21 protein-coding genes are annotated in these 16,061 nt (G+C 53.9%); 7 read left to right on the forward strand and 14 right to left on the reverse strand.

The window, feature by feature from the left end:
• Nucleotides 1-274: 274 nt before the first annotated feature.
• The 5 genes from LVJ83_RS05850 to ppx form a co-directional block, all read right to left on the reverse strand.
• Nucleotides 275-886, reverse strand: a complete 612-nt coding sequence (locus LVJ83_RS05850; protein ID WP_244787207.1) for a riboflavin synthase subunit alpha — start codon at nucleotides 884-886, stop codon at nucleotides 275-277.
• Nucleotides 887-910: 24 nt separating this feature from the next.
• Nucleotides 911-1,105, reverse strand: coding sequence for a hypothetical protein (locus LVJ83_RS05855; protein ID WP_244787209.1), 195 nt, complete (start codon nucleotides 1,103-1,105; stop codon nucleotides 911-913).
• A 35-nt stretch (nucleotides 1,106-1,140) separates the two neighbouring features.
• Nucleotides 1,141-1,644 (reverse strand): acyl-CoA thioesterase, encoded by a 504-nt coding sequence (locus LVJ83_RS05860; RefSeq protein WP_244787211.1) that lies wholly within the window; start codon nucleotides 1,642-1,644, stop codon nucleotides 1,141-1,143.
• 67 nt (nucleotides 1,645-1,711) lie between these two features.
• Nucleotides 1,712-2,821, reverse strand: coding sequence for a magnesium/cobalt transporter CorA (gene corA / locus LVJ83_RS05865; RefSeq protein WP_244787213.1), 1,110 nt, complete (start codon nucleotides 2,819-2,821; stop codon nucleotides 1,712-1,714).
• A gap of 148 nt (nucleotides 2,822-2,969) precedes the next feature.
• Entirely contained in the window at nucleotides 2,970-4,478 is a 1,509-nt protein-coding gene (ppx, locus tag LVJ83_RS05870) for an exopolyphosphatase (RefSeq protein ID WP_244787215.1), read from the reverse strand.
• A gap of 359 nt (nucleotides 4,479-4,837) precedes the next feature.
• On the opposite strand from ppx, the gene LVJ83_RS05875 reads away from it, so the two are divergent.
• On the forward strand, nucleotides 4,838-5,062 hold the full coding sequence (locus LVJ83_RS05875) for a hypothetical protein (protein ID WP_244787217.1): 225 nt from the start codon (nucleotides 4,838-4,840) through the stop codon (nucleotides 5,060-5,062).
• A 164-nt stretch (nucleotides 5,063-5,226) separates the two neighbouring features.
• Nucleotides 5,227-5,439, forward strand: coding sequence for a hypothetical protein (locus LVJ83_RS05880; protein ID WP_244787218.1), 213 nt, complete (start codon nucleotides 5,227-5,229; stop codon nucleotides 5,437-5,439).
• Here the strand turns inward: LVJ83_RS05880 and LVJ83_RS05885 are convergent, their stop codons facing one another.
• Nucleotides 5,440-5,589 carry a hypothetical protein gene (locus LVJ83_RS05885; RefSeq protein ID WP_244787220.1) on the reverse strand — a complete coding sequence of 50 codons (150 nt, stop codon included), beginning with the start codon at nucleotides 5,587-5,589 and terminating at the stop codon, nucleotides 5,440-5,442.
• Between the two features lie 28 nt (nucleotides 5,590-5,617).
• Between LVJ83_RS05885 and LVJ83_RS05890 the strand changes: the two genes are divergently transcribed.
• On the forward strand, nucleotides 5,618-5,833 hold the full coding sequence (locus LVJ83_RS05890) for a hypothetical protein (RefSeq protein WP_244787222.1): 216 nt from the start codon (nucleotides 5,618-5,620) through the stop codon (nucleotides 5,831-5,833).
• Nucleotides 5,834-6,095: 262 nt separating this feature from the next.
• Here LVJ83_RS05890 and LVJ83_RS05895 read toward each other — a convergent pair whose 3' ends face one another.
• The 3 genes from LVJ83_RS05895 to LVJ83_RS05905 all read right to left on the reverse strand — a co-directional run bounded on the left by LVJ83_RS05895 (nucleotide 6,096) and on the right by LVJ83_RS05905 (nucleotide 7,871).
• Entirely contained in the window at nucleotides 6,096-6,293 is a 198-nt protein-coding gene (locus tag LVJ83_RS05895; protein WP_244787224.1) for a CsbD family protein, read from the reverse strand.
• 465 nt (nucleotides 6,294-6,758) lie between these two features.
• Nucleotides 6,759-7,712, reverse strand: a complete 954-nt coding sequence (locus LVJ83_RS05900) for a nucleoside hydrolase (protein ID WP_244787226.1) — start codon at nucleotides 7,710-7,712, stop codon at nucleotides 6,759-6,761.
• Between the two features lie 12 nt (nucleotides 7,713-7,724).
• On the reverse strand, nucleotides 7,725-7,871 hold the full coding sequence (locus LVJ83_RS05905; RefSeq protein ID WP_244787228.1) for a hypothetical protein: 147 nt from the start codon (nucleotides 7,869-7,871) through the stop codon (nucleotides 7,725-7,727).
• 97 nt (nucleotides 7,872-7,968) lie between these two features.
• Between LVJ83_RS05905 and LVJ83_RS05910 the strand changes: the two genes are divergently transcribed.
• The 4 genes from LVJ83_RS05910 to LVJ83_RS05925 all read left to right on the forward strand — a co-directional run bounded on the left by LVJ83_RS05910 (nucleotide 7,969) and on the right by LVJ83_RS05925 (nucleotide 12,453).
• Nucleotides 7,969-8,934 (forward strand): tRNA dihydrouridine synthase, encoded by a 966-nt coding sequence (locus tag LVJ83_RS05910; protein WP_244787230.1) that lies wholly within the window; start codon nucleotides 7,969-7,971, stop codon nucleotides 8,932-8,934.
• A 306-nt stretch (nucleotides 8,935-9,240) separates the two neighbouring features.
• Complete coding sequence (argB, locus tag LVJ83_RS05915) at nucleotides 9,241-10,143, forward strand: acetylglutamate kinase (RefSeq protein WP_244787232.1); 903 nt, start codon at nucleotides 9,241-9,243, stop codon at nucleotides 10,141-10,143.
• Nucleotides 10,144-10,508: 365 nt separating this feature from the next.
• Nucleotides 10,509-11,687, forward strand: coding sequence for an acetylornithine/succinyldiaminopimelate transaminase (locus tag LVJ83_RS05920; protein ID WP_244787234.1), 1,179 nt, complete (start codon nucleotides 10,509-10,511; stop codon nucleotides 11,685-11,687).
• Between the two features lie 82 nt (nucleotides 11,688-11,769).
• Nucleotides 11,770-12,453, forward strand: a complete 684-nt coding sequence (locus tag LVJ83_RS05925; protein ID WP_244787236.1) for a Sir2 family NAD-dependent protein deacetylase — start codon at nucleotides 11,770-11,772, stop codon at nucleotides 12,451-12,453.
• A gap of 232 nt (nucleotides 12,454-12,685) precedes the next feature.
• Here LVJ83_RS05925 and LVJ83_RS05930 read toward each other — a convergent pair whose 3' ends face one another.
• The 5 genes from LVJ83_RS05930 to LVJ83_RS05950 all read right to left on the reverse strand — a co-directional run bounded on the left by LVJ83_RS05930 (nucleotide 12,686) and on the right by LVJ83_RS05950 (nucleotide 16,050).
• Nucleotides 12,686-12,847 (reverse strand): hypothetical protein, encoded by a 162-nt coding sequence (locus tag LVJ83_RS05930; RefSeq protein WP_244787238.1) that lies wholly within the window; start codon nucleotides 12,845-12,847, stop codon nucleotides 12,686-12,688.
• A 201-nt stretch (nucleotides 12,848-13,048) separates the two neighbouring features.
• Complete coding sequence (gene ubiG, locus LVJ83_RS05935) at nucleotides 13,049-13,771, reverse strand: bifunctional 2-polyprenyl-6-hydroxyphenol methylase/3-demethylubiquinol 3-O-methyltransferase UbiG (RefSeq protein ID WP_244787240.1); 723 nt, start codon at nucleotides 13,769-13,771, stop codon at nucleotides 13,049-13,051.
• 169 nt (nucleotides 13,772-13,940) lie between these two features.
• Nucleotides 13,941-15,578, reverse strand: coding sequence for a glycosyltransferase family 39 protein (locus tag LVJ83_RS05940; protein WP_244787242.1), 1,638 nt, complete (start codon nucleotides 15,576-15,578; stop codon nucleotides 13,941-13,943).
• Nucleotides 15,572-15,763: a hypothetical protein gene (locus LVJ83_RS05945; RefSeq protein ID WP_244787244.1), complete on the reverse strand. Its 192-nt coding sequence runs from the start codon at nucleotides 15,761-15,763 to the stop codon at nucleotides 15,572-15,574. Before LVJ83_RS05945 ends, LVJ83_RS05940 begins: the two co-directional genes overlap by 7 nt.
• A gap of 122 nt (nucleotides 15,764-15,885) precedes the next feature.
• On the reverse strand, nucleotides 15,886-16,050 hold the full coding sequence (locus LVJ83_RS05950; protein ID WP_244787246.1) for a hypothetical protein: 165 nt from the start codon (nucleotides 16,048-16,050) through the stop codon (nucleotides 15,886-15,888).
• Nucleotides 16,051-16,061 lie beyond the last annotated feature (11 nt).

Raw genomic sequence — 16,061 nt, forward strand, 5'->3', positions numbered from 1 at the left:
AATCCGCTTACTTTGTAATGTATAAAAATCCTTTACCGCTTTGCCCCTACTCTGATTCTCTTTTGTTGAGACGGAGGAGGGAGCGGAGTGCCGCCATATCAACCGAATGCTGCAACATCAAGCGAATGCGGCCGGGCAAAATTTGATGTCTGCCGGCCCGGTGATTATCCGGCCTGTATAAAAACGCTGCGCCGTGATGCCTGCTGTGTGCATGAATGATTTTTGCCCGGCTTTCTATAATAAATTGATTTGAATATATATATTATATCCGCCCTCAGACCTGTTGCGCCAATATGCGGGCGACGGTGTCGACGATGGCTTGTGTTTGCGGGTCGATTTCGATATTGATGATGTCGCCCGTTTTGCGGCTGCCGAACAGGGTGCGCTCTAATGTTTCGGGAATCAGGTGCACGTTGAATTCGCTGTCGGTTACCTCGCCGATGGTGAGGCTGCAACCGTCCAGCCCGATAAAGCCTTTGGTGAGGATGTAGGGTTTGAGTTCGGGCGGCAGGGCAAACCAAACGGTGCGGTTGTGTTCGTTTTCATCGATGCGGGTAATGGCGGTGGTGGCGATGATGTGGCCGCTCATCACGTGGCCGCCGATTTCGTCGCCGAAACGGGCGGCGCGTTCGAGGTTGACGGCGTCGCCGACTTGGAGCGCGCCGAGATTGGTTTTGGCCAGCGTTTCGGCCATCAAATCGAAGCTGACCCGGTTGCCTTCGATGCGGGTAATGGTGAGGCAGCAGCCGTTGTGGGCGACAGATGCGCCGGCTTGCAGCTGCTGTGTCATGTGTTCGGGCAGCTCGACGGTGTGGGTGCGGAAATCGGAAGCGGGGGCGTGGATGGCGCTGATGCGGCCGGTGCCTTGTACGATGCCGGTAAACATGGTGGTTCCTTTGAGATTGGCGTTTCAGACGGCCTGATTTAAGCGCAGGCCGTCTGAAAAAAATGTTAACGTGCCCTCTAGGGTGTCCTGACAATTCGATTTACGGGTGTATTTTGCCCCTGAAAACGCATCTGCTGCGTTAAAAAGCCTCGCAAGATGCCCAATCTTGCTGCGTTTTTTGCCTGGCATCTGCACTTTCAGGAACAAAAATCCCCTCATAAATAAATTGTCCGGACACCCTAGTGAGAGGTGTTTTAATCGGGATTGCAGGGGCTGTTGTGGTTGGTTTGCAGGCTTAAAGCTTTGCGTTTTGCGGCGGCTTTAAAGCGGCAGCGCTGTAATTCGGTGGCGAGCGGCAACGGCGGCACGGGCACGGGTTTGCCTTCGTGCATGGCCACCATGGTGAAATAGCAGCTGTTGGTATGGCGCACGCTGCGGGCGCGGATGTCTTGCGCTTCGACGCGGATGCCGACTTCCATCGAGGTGCGGCCGGTGTAGTTGACGCTGGCGAGAAAGGTAACCAGCTCGCCCACGTGTATCGGCTCTTTGAAGGTGACTTTGTCGACTGAAAGGGTCACGCAATAGTGGCCGCTGTAACGGCTGGCGCAGGCATAGGCCACTTGGTCGAGCAGCTTGAGCAGATCGCCGCCGTGCACGTTGCCGCTGAAGTTGGCCATATCGGGCGTCATTAATACCGACATTTGCAGCTCGTATTGCGGCAGGGTATCGGTGAGTGTGGTGTTGTTGAGATTGTTCATTATACTTTGCTTTTTATTGTTCAGACGGCCTTGCTATCAATCAGGAAATAAGGCCGTCTGAAAGATTTTACAACCATTTGCGCCGATGAAACACTGCCAGCAGGCTGATGATAATCAGTGCCATCAGGCCGAGCACCATAAAATAGCCGTAATGCCAGTGCAGCTCGGGCATATTGTCGAAATTCATGCCGTAGATGCCGGTGATGACGGTGAGCGGCATAAACAAAATGGTGATCACGGTCAGCACGCGCATTTGCTGGTTGAGGCGGTTGGATTGGAACGACAAATGAATATCCATCATGCTCACCACCATATCGCGTGAGGCATCCAGCGATTCGAGCAGCTGCATGGTGTGGTCGTAGGCATCGCGCAGGTAGAGGTGCGATTTGCCGTGAAAGGCGGTAAATTCGCCGTGCACCAGTTGCGCCAATACATCGCGCAGCGGTTGCAGCGTGCGGCGCAGGCGTACGGCGTCGCGTTTGAGGCGGTGGATGCGGGTGAGCAGGCCGCTGTTGTCGGCGGTGTCGGCAAACAGGGTTTTGTCGATGGCTTCGACGCGGTTGTTGAATTGATCGAGGGTGAGAAAATAATCGTCTATCAGGCGGTCGATGATGCGGTAGGCGAGAAAGGCGGCATCTTGGTTGCGGATGTCGTAGCGCGGGTCACTCATGTGTTGGCGGATGCTGCTGAACAAGCCCAGCGGGCGTTGTTGAAACGTGAGCACAAAATCGCTGCCCACAATCAGATAGACCTGATCCGATTGCAGCTTGCCGCCGCTGTATTGATAAACCCGTGCGGCAATAAAAAGATAGCTGCCATAGTCTTCGATTTTGGGGCGCTGCTTCTGGCTGAGAATGTCTTCCAACACCAATTCGTGAATGTTGTAGGGCGCCAGTGCGGCTTTGAGCAGCGCGGCGTTGTTGAGGCCGACAAAGTGCAGCCAGTTAACCTCATTACCGTCGGCGCGGTGTAGATCGGCAGGCGCAACCACGCTGCCGGTTGTGGTGCTGAGCATGCCGTTGTCGGCGGGCAGGTAGTCGGCAAGGGTGCAGTGTTCGGCCGTGTAGCGGGTTTGATGCACGGCATGTTCGGGCGCTGTGCTGATGTCGCTGCGCGGCACGGTGTAGTCGCTGCTGTGCACAGGCTCGAGGGCGGGAGTGTCGTGGTCGTTCGTCATATAATCTAAGGAAAACCGGGAAAACGGGTTTGCAGCATCAAGAGGCCGTCTGAAACTCATTCACAAAAGTAGGCCGGCAAAACGGGCTAACGCGGTGGGGTTGCTTTTGTGAATGGGGATAAAACCGAATTTCAGACGGCCTGCCGATTTATTGCGGCTGCACGGTAAACGGCATATTGATTTTTTGCCACTGCTCGCTTTCGTATTCGAGCGCGCCGGCCACCAGCGGATGCTCATCGAGCCAGCTTTGGCTGATGCGCAGCATAAAGCCTTTGCCGTGTTCGTCGAGGCGCAATTGGGTAAAAGGCGGTAATTCCAGCGGCAGGCGGGCGCGGCAGAACAGTGCGGCCAGGCGCAGCGAAAGTATGGCAAACCACATCATTTGGTTGCCGTTGATCGGTTCGGCCATTTTGCGCACATCGCCGCGGTGGCCGAGCACCAGCAGCGATAAAATGCTTTGCTCTTGGCGTGAAAAGCCCGGCATGTCGGCGTGTTCCAGAATATAGGCGGAATGCTTGTGGTAGCCGGTGTGGGCGATATCGATGCCGATTTCGTGCAGCAGTGCCGCCCAGCGCACATATTGCTGCCAATGAGCCAGCTCCTGCACCGGCGTGTTGTAGGCGTGGCAGATGCTTTCCATAAAATGCTGCGCTGTTTCGGCCACGCGGGCGGCTTGGTTGAGGCTGACGTGGTAACGCTGCTGAAATTCGGCGGTGGTTTGGTTGCGCATGTCTTCATTGAGCTGGCGGCCGATAAAATCGTAAAACACGCCGTCGCGCAGTGCCGCTTCGGTTACCATCATTTTTTGAATGTCCAGCTCTTCAAAAGCCGCCATCATTACCGCCAGGCCGCCGGCAAATACTTCTAGCCGGTCGGGTTTCAAGCCTTCCAGGCGGGCTTTTTTGGTGCTGCCCGCATCGATAATGCGTGCGGCAATTTTCTGCATACCTGCATAAGTGATGTCGGCTTCTTGCGGGTTTTCGGCAAACATTACATCGCGGATCGATTTGGCCGATCCGGATGTGCCGACGGCAAAATCCCAGCCTGTGCGTTTCAATAATTTGCTGATGCGTTGGATTTCGTTGCGCGCGGCAGTAATGGCGGCTTGAAAGTCTTTTTGGCCGATTTTGCCCTGAAAAAAGCGCATGCTGTAGGTTACGCAGCCCAAAGGCAGGCTTTCGGTGTTGGTGGGTTGCAAATCCGAACCGATCACAAATTCGGTGGAGCCGCCGCCGATATCGACCACCAGCATTTTGTCGCCGTTGGGCGGCAGCGTGTGCACCACGCCGGTGTAAATCAAGCGCGCTTCTTCACGCCCGGCAATCACTTCAATCGGAAAGCCCAGCGCTTGTTCGGCTTTGGGGATGAACTGGCCGATATTTTTGGCCACGCGGAAAGTGTTGGTGGCCACCACGCGCACTTGTTCGGGGCGGAATGCACGCAAGCGTTCGCCGAATTTCGACAGGCAGCTCAAAGCACGCTCCTGTGCCTCTTCGCTGAGGTTTTTCTGCTCATCCAAACCGGCGGCAAAACGCACCATTTGTTTGAATGAATCAATCACTTTCAGTTGGCCGTTGTGGTTTTCGCAAACTTGCAGGCGGAAGCTGTTGGAGCCTAAATCGACAGAGGCGATGACGTTGGAAGCGGGTGCGGTCATGGTGGCGGGCAGAAATGAATATTGAAACGGAGATGTTACCGTGTGGCGGCGGCGCTGTCATCTGTAATCATGCGGGCTGTTGTAAATCGGGCATAAACGGCGTCTGCTTTTACCTCTGCACGGCTGATATTCGGCAGAGTGGCCGATTTCGTGTATCAACCCCGTTGAGAATCAGAATCCGAACCGGGCGGCAAATGGCGGTGCGCTGGCGAAACAACCCAACTTTTATTCACAAGAAGCTTGATAATACGGCATAGGCCGTCTGAAAATATTAGATTGTGGCCAGAGTGGTTGTTTTACACGAGCGTTATAGAATGCGGCCGGATGCAGAGGCCGTCTGAAAGAGTATACGGCGGAATATGAAAATGATGAAATCAATCTCATGGGCAGCCATCCTGCTGCTGGGCGGCTGCGTGTATGCAGAAATGCCTTACGGATGTGTGGCGGCGGTAGATCTGCCGCAGCTTTTGGCGGCAGCATCGGCGCCTACGGCACTTATAACCTGTTCGATTTACTGCGCTGGACAGATTGTGCCTTGTTGGTTACACACGGAGACGACGGCGGCAAATAAACAGGCCGTCTGAAAATTCAGACGGCCTGTTTGAGTATAGGTAGATTACAGCGCGGCGAATAAAATAAAGCCGAAAAAGGCTGCCGGCATCAACATGCATCAGCCTAGAACCACGGTCAGATGAATTAAAACATTCATTGCATACCCCTTTCTAAAAAAATGAAGGCAGGCGCCGAGATGGCAAAAGACCTAGGGTGTCCGGACAATTTGTTTATGAGGAGATTTTTGCCCCTGAAAATGCAGATGCAAGGCAAAAAACGCAGCAAGATTGGACATCTTGCGAGGCTTTTTAACGCAGCAGATGCGTTTTCAGGGGCAAAATACACCCGTAAATCGAATTGTCCGGACACCCTAGTATTAAATATTATTATGAAAGCCGGCTCGGGCTGATTACCAAAGCGTTTGTAATACCAAGAAAACCGCATAAAGCAGGGCAGCTGCCGCCAGCAGAAAAAAGGCAGTGTAAAGGATAGCCAGCCATTTCAGGCTGGAATATAAGCCATCGGCCAGAGCGGTAACCACATGATTTTTATCCAGCATGACTTGCCCCTGATGATTGAGACGAAAAATGGCAAAAGACCTTGTATTAAATATTATTATGAAAGCCAGCGATAAAGCAAGCGCTGCGTTTCAACGGCTCAAGCAGAGCAGCAGCAGTTTGGGTGGCGAACTGGTTAAAAACCAAACCGAATTGAGCAAATTGGAGAAAGCAAAAGCGGCTTTGGGCAAGCATACGGCCGCCATCAATAATTTGAAGCAGTTAAGTGAACAGTTGTTTTGCTGATGCTGCATCAAACCACCCTGCATAAAACAATAACCATTTATGCTCCGCCGTGTACCACCGTGTTTTACCAAGATGCTGTGCCGGCAGATTATCCGCAGTATTTGCATTATCGTTATTGATGGTTGGGGCGTAAACCCGTTTTGAAAAAATATAGACAGAGAATCTGAGCATTTTTAATGCCTTTAATGCCGATTTACTTTGTGAATAGGGATGAAAATTAAAAAAACCTGCCGTTTCGGCAGGTTTCTGTTACGCGGTATGATCAGGCTTTATCAATCCAGTCGTCCAATTCTTTTTCGGCTTGTTCTTTAGTATAGCCGTAGCGCTCTTGAATTTTACCGGCGAGCTGGTCGCGTTTGCCTTCGGCGACTTTCCAATCATCATCGGTCAGCTTGCCCCATTTTTCTTTGGCTTTGCCTTTCAATTGATCCCATTTACCTTCTACTTGATCCCAATTCATCATTGTATCCTTTCTGGTTGGTGGCGGGAGGCGCTTGTTTCGTTGCGCTTGATTTCACTATAGGGGCAGGGCGGTTGTTTGACAAGGCGGGTCGGTATCGGGTGGGTTTTGTAAAGGCGGGAGTGGTTGATTGTAAGGAAAATATTTCTACGGCATTTATTTGTTTTTACTTGAATGGTTAAAAAAATAAAAAAATTAATCACTTGGATGCAGCTTAGGGTGTCCTGATGTGTCGATTTACGGGTGTATTTTGCCCCTGAAAACGCATCTGTTGCGTTAAAAAGCCTCGCAAGATGTTTAATCTTGCTGCGTTTTTTTGCCTGGCATCTGCATTTTCAGGGGCAAAAATCTCCTCATAAACAAATTGTCCGGACACCCTGGGCCGAAATGATGTGGCTGGAAAATAAGGCCGTCTGAAAAATATTTCAGACGGCCTCATGATTTCATCATATATTCTCAAGATTCTTAAGGCAGCTGCTTGATGGATTCGGCCAATTCGTGAAACATTTTATTGGCATTGACTTCGGTTACCCAGTGCGCATTGGCCGGTTTGCCGGTGGTGCCCCACCAATCGACCACGCAGGCGCCCATGGTCAGCTCGCTTTGGGTTTCTACCGCCACATGACAGTCGCGGCCGCTGAAAAATTCAGGGAACACGGCACAGGCGATTGCACAGGGGTCGTGCAGCGGCCCGCCTTCGAGGCCGAATTTTTGGGTGTCGAAACGCTCGTAGCTTTGCAGAATGCCGGCCAGGCGGCTGCCGTTGGCATTGGCCTGTTTGCGCAAAACATCCATGCGCGGGGTGGTGATGGTGGCTTTGTGGGTGACGTCCAGCGGCAAAACAGTAATCGGCACACCGCTTTGCAGCACGATTTGCGCGGCATGGGGGTCGACATAAAAATTAAATTCCGCAGCCGGAGTGATGTTGCCGGCTTCAAAATAATTGCCGCCCATCAACACAATGTTTTTAATGGCACGGCCGATATCAGGCGCCAGGCTCAGCGCTTGGGCAATATTGGTCAGCGGGCCGATGGGGCAGATGGTAATACTGGCATCATCGGCTTTGCGCAAGGTGTCGATTAAATAGGGCACGGCGTGCACCGGTTGCAGCGGGCAGACGGGCTCGTGCAGCGCAACGCCGTCGAGGCCGGTTTTGCCGTGCACTTCTTCGGCGGTAATCAGCTCGCGCAGCAAGGGTTTTCCCGCACCGGCATATACGGGGAAATCTGTTTGGCCGGCCCAGTCGCAGATGATGCGGGCATTGTTGGCGGTATGGTGCAGGCCGACATTGCCGGCAACCACAGTGAGCGCCATAAAATCAATCAGGCCGCGTTTGGCGAGGCCGTGTGCCATCAAAATGGCGGCGGCATCATCCTGGCCGGGGTCGGTGTCGATAATCAGGCGGATTTTGTCAGACATGTACGGGTGTTCCTAAGGCATGGGTTTATCTGTGAAGCAAATACCGTGGTTGTAAACACCGCCATTATCGAGGCAGGCGTCTTGTGCCAAAAAGCGTTCGGCAGCAATGCCGGCCATAAAGGCGGCGCACAAGCCGATAATTGTGAGAGCGGTTTTCATAAACGGGCGTCGGTTCAAACAAAATAGCAGTGTAACCCAGCCGATTGAACGGTACAATACGGCTTTGTTTTCAGACGGCCTCAGGCTTTATCCGATTATGCAGCTACTTTTGGCGCCCATGCAGGGGCTAACAGATGATGTGATGCGTGATTTGCTGACCCGCATCGGCGGTTTCGACGAATGTGTGAGCGAATTTGTGCGCATTACCCATACGGTGCATTCGCGCCAGACTTGGTTGAAATATGTGCCGGAAATCGGCAACGGCAACCGCACGTTTGCGGGTGTGCCGTGCACGGTGCAGCTGTTGGGCAGCGATGCGGAAAATATGGCTGTTAATGCGTTGGAAGCGGTGCGTTTCGGTGCGGCCAAGATTGATCTGAATTTCGGCTGCCCCGCGCCCACGGTCAATAAACATCAGGGTGGGGCGGTGTTGCTGAAAGAGCCGCAACGGGTGTATCACATTGTTAAAACGCTGCGTGCCGCCCTGCCAGCGCACATTCCGCTCACGGGCAAAATGCGCCTGGGGTTTGAAGATAAATCGCTGGCCTTGGAAAACGCTTGTGCCATTGCCGAAGGCGGTGCGTGTGCGCTGACTGTGCATGCGCGCACCAAAGTGGAAGGCTACGAACCGCCGGCGCATTGGATTTGGGTGCGCAAAATCCGCGAGGCGGTGGCGGTGCCGGTGACAGCCAACGGCGATGTGTTTACCTTGCAGGATTATCTCGGCATCAAGCAGGAAAGCGGCTGTGAGAGTGTGATGCTCGGGCGCGGGGCGGTGATGCGGCCGGATCTGGCGCGCCAAATCAAGCAATATGAGCGCGGTGAGGCGGTGATGGCGGCTGATTTTGCTGAAATTATGGCTTGGATACGCTTGTTTTTTGATTTGTGTCTGGCTAAAGAGGCCAACAATAAATACCCGGTTGCCCGCCTGAAACAATGGTTGGGTATGATGAAGCGGGTGTATCCTGAAGCGCAAGGCGTTTTCGATGCCGTGCGCACGTTGGAAGAGGCGGGCGATGTGCAAAAGGCGCTAGAGCATCTTAACCATTCGATTTACGGATGATTTTTGCCTCTAAAAATGCATTTGCCGGGTTAAAAAGCCTCGCAAGATGTCCACAATTTTGCTGCGTTTTTGCCTGGCATTTGTGTTTTTATCACAAAAAATCTGAATCATTCTGAATGGTCAGGGCACTCTGGCCGGCCGTGTCGGCGGGCCGGGCGGTGAAAGCCTGCTTGTTTCAGACGGCCTTTGGTCAGTCGGCGTTAATCCTGCGTCCGCCCAAGGCGGTGAAAGCCTGCTTGTTTCAGACGGCCTTTGGTATTAACATAGGCCGTCTGAATAAATGTTAACAATATAAAGGGCCGGATAATGAGCGAAACTGAAAAAACCGAACAAATTTCCCCCAGCGTGAAAGCCAGTATTCTTTCTGAAGCGCTGCCGTATATCCGCCGTTTTTCCGGCTGCACCATCGTCATCAAATACGGCGGCAATGCCATGACCGAGCCGCACTTGAAAGAGGGTTTTGCCAAAGATGTGGTGCTGCTCAAGCTGGTGGGCATCAACCCCGTTATCGTGCACGGCGGCGGCCCGCAGATTAACGATATGCTCAATAAAGTGGGCAAAGAAGGCACGTTTGTGCAAGGCATGCGCGTGACCGACGGCGAAACCATGGATATTGTCGAAATGGTGCTCGGCGGCCATGTTAACAAAGAAATCGTGTCGCTGCTCAATCAGCACGGCGGCAAAGCCGTCGGCATTACCGGGCGCGACAGCCACTTTATCAAAGCCAAAAAACTGTTTATCAACACCCCCGAGCGCAACGGCGTGGATATCGGCCAGGTGGGGGTGGTGGAAAGCATCGACAGCTCGCTGATTAAAGGTATGGTCGAGCGCGGCTATATTCCCGTGGTCGCCCCGATCGGTGTCGGTCGCCAAGGCGAGGCGTTCAACATCAACGCTGATTTGGTGGCGGGCAAGCTGGCTGAAGAATTGAATGCCGAAAAGCTGGTGATGATGACCAACATCACCGGCGTGATGGACAAGCAGGGCAATCTGCTCACCAATCTGACCCCCAAACACATTGATGATTTGGTGGCCGACGGCACGCTTTACGGCGGTATGCTGCCGAAAATCAGCTCCGCCATCGAAGCGGCCACCAACGGCGTGAAAGCGGTGCATATCATCGACGGGCGGGTGCTGAATGCCTTGCTGCTGGAAATCTTTACCGATAAAGGCGTCGGCTCGATGATTTTAGGCAAAGACAACGCTTGAGCAACGGTTTGATTGAATCAGGCCGTCTGAAAACCATTGAGAAAAATAAAGCAGGCAATATTATTTCTCCTTGCCGTTTGCGTAGGCTGCTTGCGGCCTGATTATGGCGGAGGCTTTCAGACGGCCTCAGTATTTTGTATGCTTGGTTTGCTGCCTTGTCTGATGATTAAATGAAATGGTTGCAGACAGATATGAGGCCGTCTGAAAAATGATTACCCGTGTTGGATGTTTAATATCTGATTGCCGCAAGCGATAGAAAATTTTCAGACGGCCTGAGTATTTTTCATCAAACAAACGCAACCGCCGGCAAACTTTAGGGTGTCCTGATATTTGAAACAAGCCGCCCATATTGAAAGGAAAAGCTGATGCAAAACTACCTTACCCCCAATTTCTCGTTTGCGCCGATGATACCCGAACGCGCACAAGGCAGCCGCGTGTGGGACAGCGAAGGGCGCGAATACATCGATTTGGCGGGCGGAATTGCGGTTAATGCACTCGGCCACAGCCATCCGGCACTGATTGAAGCGCTGACCGAGCAGGCGCAGAAGCTGTGGCATGTTTCCAATATCTACACCACAACCCCCGCACAGGCGCTGGCCAAGAAACTGACGGAAGCCACGTTTGCCGACAAAGTGTTTTTTTGCAACTCCGGCGCCGAAGCCAACGAAGCGGCTTTGAAACTGGCGCGCAAATATGCACACGATCATTTTGACGACAGCAAGAGCGAAATCATCGCTTGCATCAACGGTTTTCACGGCCGCACGCTGTTTACCGTATCGGTGGGCGGGCAGCCGAAATACAGCCGCGATTTTGCCCCCTTGCCGCCGGCCATCACCCACGTGCCCTATAACAACACCGCCGCGCTCGAAGCCGCCGTAGGGCCGCAAACCTGCGCCGTGATTATCGAGCCGGTGCAGGGTGAAAGCGGGGTGCTGCCGGCAGAGCAGGCTTTTCTCGAAGCCGCCCGCCGCGCTTGCGATGCCCATCATGCGCTGCTGATATTTGATGAAGTGCAAACCGGCATGGGGCGCACCGGCAAACTGTTTGCCTATCAACATTACGGCGTGGTGCCCGACATTCTGACCAGCGCCAAAGCATTGGGCAGCGGTTTTCCCATCGGCGCCATGCTTACCACCGATAAAGCCGCCGCCAGCTTCGGCCCCGGCACCCACGGCTCGACATTCGGCGGCAACCCGCTGGCCTGCGCCGTGGCCGGTCGGGCGTTTGATCTGATTAACCGCCCGAATACCCTGCAACATGCCGAAGAACAAGGCAGCAAGCTGCAACAGGCTTTAACAACTTTAGGCCGCGAAACCGGCGTGTTTCAAGAAGTTCGCGGCATGGGCATGTTGATCGGCTGTGTGTTATCCGCACAATATGCCGGGCGTGCCGGCGAATTGGTGCAACTGGCTTTGCAGCAAGGCCTGATGATTCTGATGGCCGGTGCCGATGTGGTGCGTTTGGCGCCCAGCCTGTTATTGAGTGATGAAGACATGCAGGAAGGCTTGGCACGCCTCAACAAAGCACTGCAAAACTGGCAGTAAATCAAAACAGGCTGCGGCCTGTTTTTTTGCCGTTGCGGGCGGCACTATAAGGTTGAGGCCGTCTGAACAAAAAAGGAGCCATATGAAAAAATGTGTGATTCTGACCGGAGCCGGTATCAGCGCCGACAGCGGTCTGCAAACCTTTCGTGATGCCGGCGGCTTGTGGGAAGGCCATAAAATAGAAGATGTGGCCACGCCCGAAGCCTTTGCGCGCAACCCGCAACAGGTGCTGGATTTTTACAACCAGCGCCGCCGCCAGGCTGCCGCAGCCGAGCCAAATGCCGCACATCGGGCTTTGGTGCGGCTGGAAGCATATTACCGGGTGCAGATTATCACGCAAAACGTCGATAACCTGCACGAACGCGCCGGCAGCAGCCGGGTGCTGCATTTGCACGGCGAATTAAACAAAGTGCGCAGCAGTATGGATGAAAACGATATTATCGATTGGGAAGGTGATCAGACTTGTGCCGATGTCGATAAAAACGGCTACCCGATGCGCCCGCATATTGTCTGGTTCGGCGAAAGCGTGCCGCTGTTTGAGCAGGCGGCGGCATATGTGGGCGATGCAGATGTGGTGATGGTGGTCGGCACGTCGCTGCAAGTGTATCCGGCCGCTTCGCTGTTGCAATTTGCGCCGCCGCATGCCGATAAGTATCTGGTCGACCCTTATCCGGGCGCGATGGCGGCCGATGTCATGGTGGTGGCCAAAAAAGCCAAAGAAGGCGTGCCTTCGCTGGTGGAAGATTTAATCGGCTTGGCCGGTTGAGTTTTGGCAAGGTGGATAACGAAACAAATACAGCAGGCGCCCTAGGGTGTCCGGACACCCTAGTCTTGTGCTTGTTTTTAAATGGATATGGCGTGGTGTTGCAGGCTTTTGCCTGCTTGCGAATGATGGAAAAACATTTGATTTGCAAATACTCAGGCCGTCTGAAATTCAGCGCCATTCGCAGGGAAAGCCTACGCTAAAGTCTGAATGCCGGGTTGTTACCGCAATCTTATCAAAGCAAGGCCGTCTGAAACGAAACGGGCTTTTCAGACGGCCTGTAAGACAATTCGACAAAGCATTCGATATTTTTGTGATGCCCAATGATTTTAGCCGTCTGAAAAATGTCGGATTCGAGAATCCAACCTACAGGACGTATCGTGTGGGTGTTGCTCACAAAACCCTGTGTGCAAAGGCCGTCTGAAAAACGCTTTCAGACGGCCTTGCTCGGTTTCAGAATAATGCCATTCACAACAGTGGGCTGGTCATGGTAAGCCGAACACCGTATGGCGCGGGTTGACTTGGCGCTTCAGCGTTTTAACGAAACCAGATTCTCTTCGAGCTCAGGCGAGGCCAACGCGGTTAGGTTTAACGGGTATTACAGCGGTTTGCAGGCCACCATGTAGTTGACATCGGTGTTGTCGCTCAGCTGGTATATTTGGGTGAACGGGTTATAGCTCAGGCCTTTGGTGGCGGTGACGGCAAGCCCTGCTTGGCGGCACATCCGCGCCAATTCGGCCGGGGCGATGAATTTCTGCCAGTCGTGGGTGCCGCGCGGCACCAGGCCGAGCAGGTATTCGGCGCCGAGAATGGCGTGCAGATAAGATTTGGGGTTGCGGTTGATGGTGGAAAAAAACACCGTGCCGTCGGGCTTGACCAGTTTGGCGCAGGCGGCCACGATGGCGGCGGGGTCGGGCACGTGTTCCATCATTTCCATACAGGTAACCACATCGAAACTTGCAGGCGCTTCGACAGCCAAATCTTCTACGCGGATGCAGCGGTAGTTAATGTTTGGTACATTTTGCTCAAGTGCATGCAGTTTGGCGATTTTCAGCGATTTTTCGGCCATATCGATGCCGGTGGCGTGTGCGGCGCCGAGTTTGGCCATGCTCTCGGTGAGAATGCCGCCGCCGCAGCCGACATCAAGCACGGTTTTGCCGCTGATGCGGCCGTGCGCATCAATATAGGCCAGCCGCAGCGGGTTGATGTCGTGCAGGGGTTTGAATTCGCCGCTTTCATCCCACCATTTGTGGGCGAGCTGGCTGAATTTGTCGATTTCGCCTGCGTCTACATTGTGCAGGTTTGGGGTGTGTTCGCTCATGGCTTTTTCCGTGTCGGTTTTGGGCGTATTTTACGCTATTTTTCAGGCCGTCTGAAAGATTTGCTGCGGGTTTTCATACCCATTCACAAAGGTAAGCCAACAAGGCTGGGGCGCCGAATACCGCGCAGCCTGAGGCGGGCAATGTAATTGGTTTTTTTGCGAATGGATATCAGCTGGCTTTTTTCCATAAGGCAAAGCCTTCGGTTTTATTGCGCGGCCGTGCGCCCTGCCATACGGTTTGCCAGCCTTGCGGGGCGGTGCTGTGCAGAGGTGTTTGCACCAGGCGGTAGCGGCAGTTGTGGCCGGTGTTCAAATCGAGCGGGCTGTATTGCGCCCATGCCAGGCGGGCGGCGTGGGCATCGGCATCGATGTTGATGCAGTGGCCGCCGTTGCGGATATCGTCGGGCAGGGCGGCGGCCATTTGGGCGACAACGGGGCGGTAGCTTTTGGCGGCATCAAGCCAGGGCAGAAACAGCGTCATCATCAGCGCCCACACCAATGTGGTGCCGGCGGCCCAGTTGGTAACGGCTTGGCGGCCTTTGATGTGCTTGCGGGTAATCGCCCACAGCCATACGGGGGTGAACGAAAGCGCCACCACCATCGGCATAATGTTGATGTCGGGCGTGTAATAAGGGCTGAAATAAGCGCTGCGTTCGGCCAGTTTGGCCGGCCAGCCATAGTTCATGGCGAAAAAGCCCAGCCATAAAAATGCCGCCAACAGGCCGAATGCCATGATGCCGAACCAGTTGATAAAAGCCGCTGCACCACGCCTCAGACCATCGAGCCGCGCGGCGCCCAACAAGGCCAGCGGCGGCAGCAGCCACAGCAAATGATTTTGATAGCGGCCGGGGCTGGCGGCTAACAGCAGGCCGATGAACAGCAACCAGGCCAGTGCCAAAACCCCCCAGCGCTCCTGCCAAAGTTTCAGACGGCTTGCGGTCCAGATGGCCAGCGGCCAGGCGGGAAAGGCAAACCAAAGCAGGTTTTTCAGGTAATAGGGCAGGGAAAAGGCCGTCTGAAAAGTGGTGCTGCCGCCAAAGATGCCCCATAAGTATTGCTGCCGCCATTGTGTCAATGCGGCGGCATCGGTGTGGTAAAGGGCGAAAGGATAAGCCGATATCAGCGGCAGCGCCACGGCCAGTGCGCCGATCAGGGTGATGTAATAACGTTTGACGCGCCACAGCGGGCTGACGGGCAAGGTCAGCGCCATCAGCATCAGCGCGGCAGCAACCGGCCAGCCTGCCGATAACGACAGCAAAGCCCAGCCGCTGCCGAGCAGCAGCGAAGCCATAATTACGCGGGTTTGCGCCAGCGAAAAGCCATACAGGCACAAGCCCAATGCGGCAAATTCCACCGATATGCCGCTGAGAAAGTGGCCGTTTGCCACCATACCGGCGCAGCCGATAAGAATCAGCACCACGCTGCGCCCCTGATGGCGGCCTAAAAAGCGGTAGCCGGCCATGCCGCAGGCAGCCAAACCCAAAGCCGTAAACAGCACAGTGGCGAAACGGGAAGCAGAATAAGCATCGGCAGCCCAAGGGGATAGGGCGGTTTGAAAGCCTGCCGCCGCCCAAACATACACCGGCGACACTTTGAAATAAGGCGCTCCTAATACTTCGGGCACCCACGCGCGGCCGCCGTCGAGAAAATGTGCCACCGCCGCATAAACCTGCGGCTCTGCAGGGTTCCACAAATCGTGTGAAAACACACCCGGCCACAGCCAGGCGAATACCAGCAATAGCAGCAGCCACGGTTTTTCATGGGTTTTTTCAAGGGCGCGGGATTCGGGCGGGGTATAAGTCAGCATGAGGTGGTTTTTGAATAATGAATGTTCAGTTTAACAAATTCAGGCGGGCGGCGGCGGATTTTCAGACGGCCTGTTTGGAGGCCGTCTGAAAGCTGCTGGGTATTAGGCAGTAAAATCAGAAACTTCGCCTTTGCCGGTGTTTGGAGGCCGTCTGAAAGCTGCTGGGTATTAGGGTGTTCGGACAATTCGATTTACGGGTGTATTTTGCCTCTGAAAACGCATCTGCTGCGTTAAAAAACCTCGCAAGATGTCGAATCTTGCTGCGTTTTTTGCCTGGCATCTGTACTTTTATCACAAAAAATCTGAGTCATTCTGAATGGTCATGATGCCTTAGGGTGTCCTGACAATTCGATTTATGGGTGCTTTTTGCCCCTGAAAACGCATCTGCTGCGTTAAAAAGCCTCGCAAGATGTCGAATCTTACTGCGTTTTTTGCCTGGCATCTGCATTTTCAGGAACAAAAATCCCCTCATAAACAAATTGT

It is taken from the genome of Uruburuella testudinis (assembly GCF_022870865.1).
Taxonomy (GTDB): domain Bacteria; phylum Pseudomonadota; class Gammaproteobacteria; order Burkholderiales; family Neisseriaceae; genus Neisseria; species Neisseria testudinis.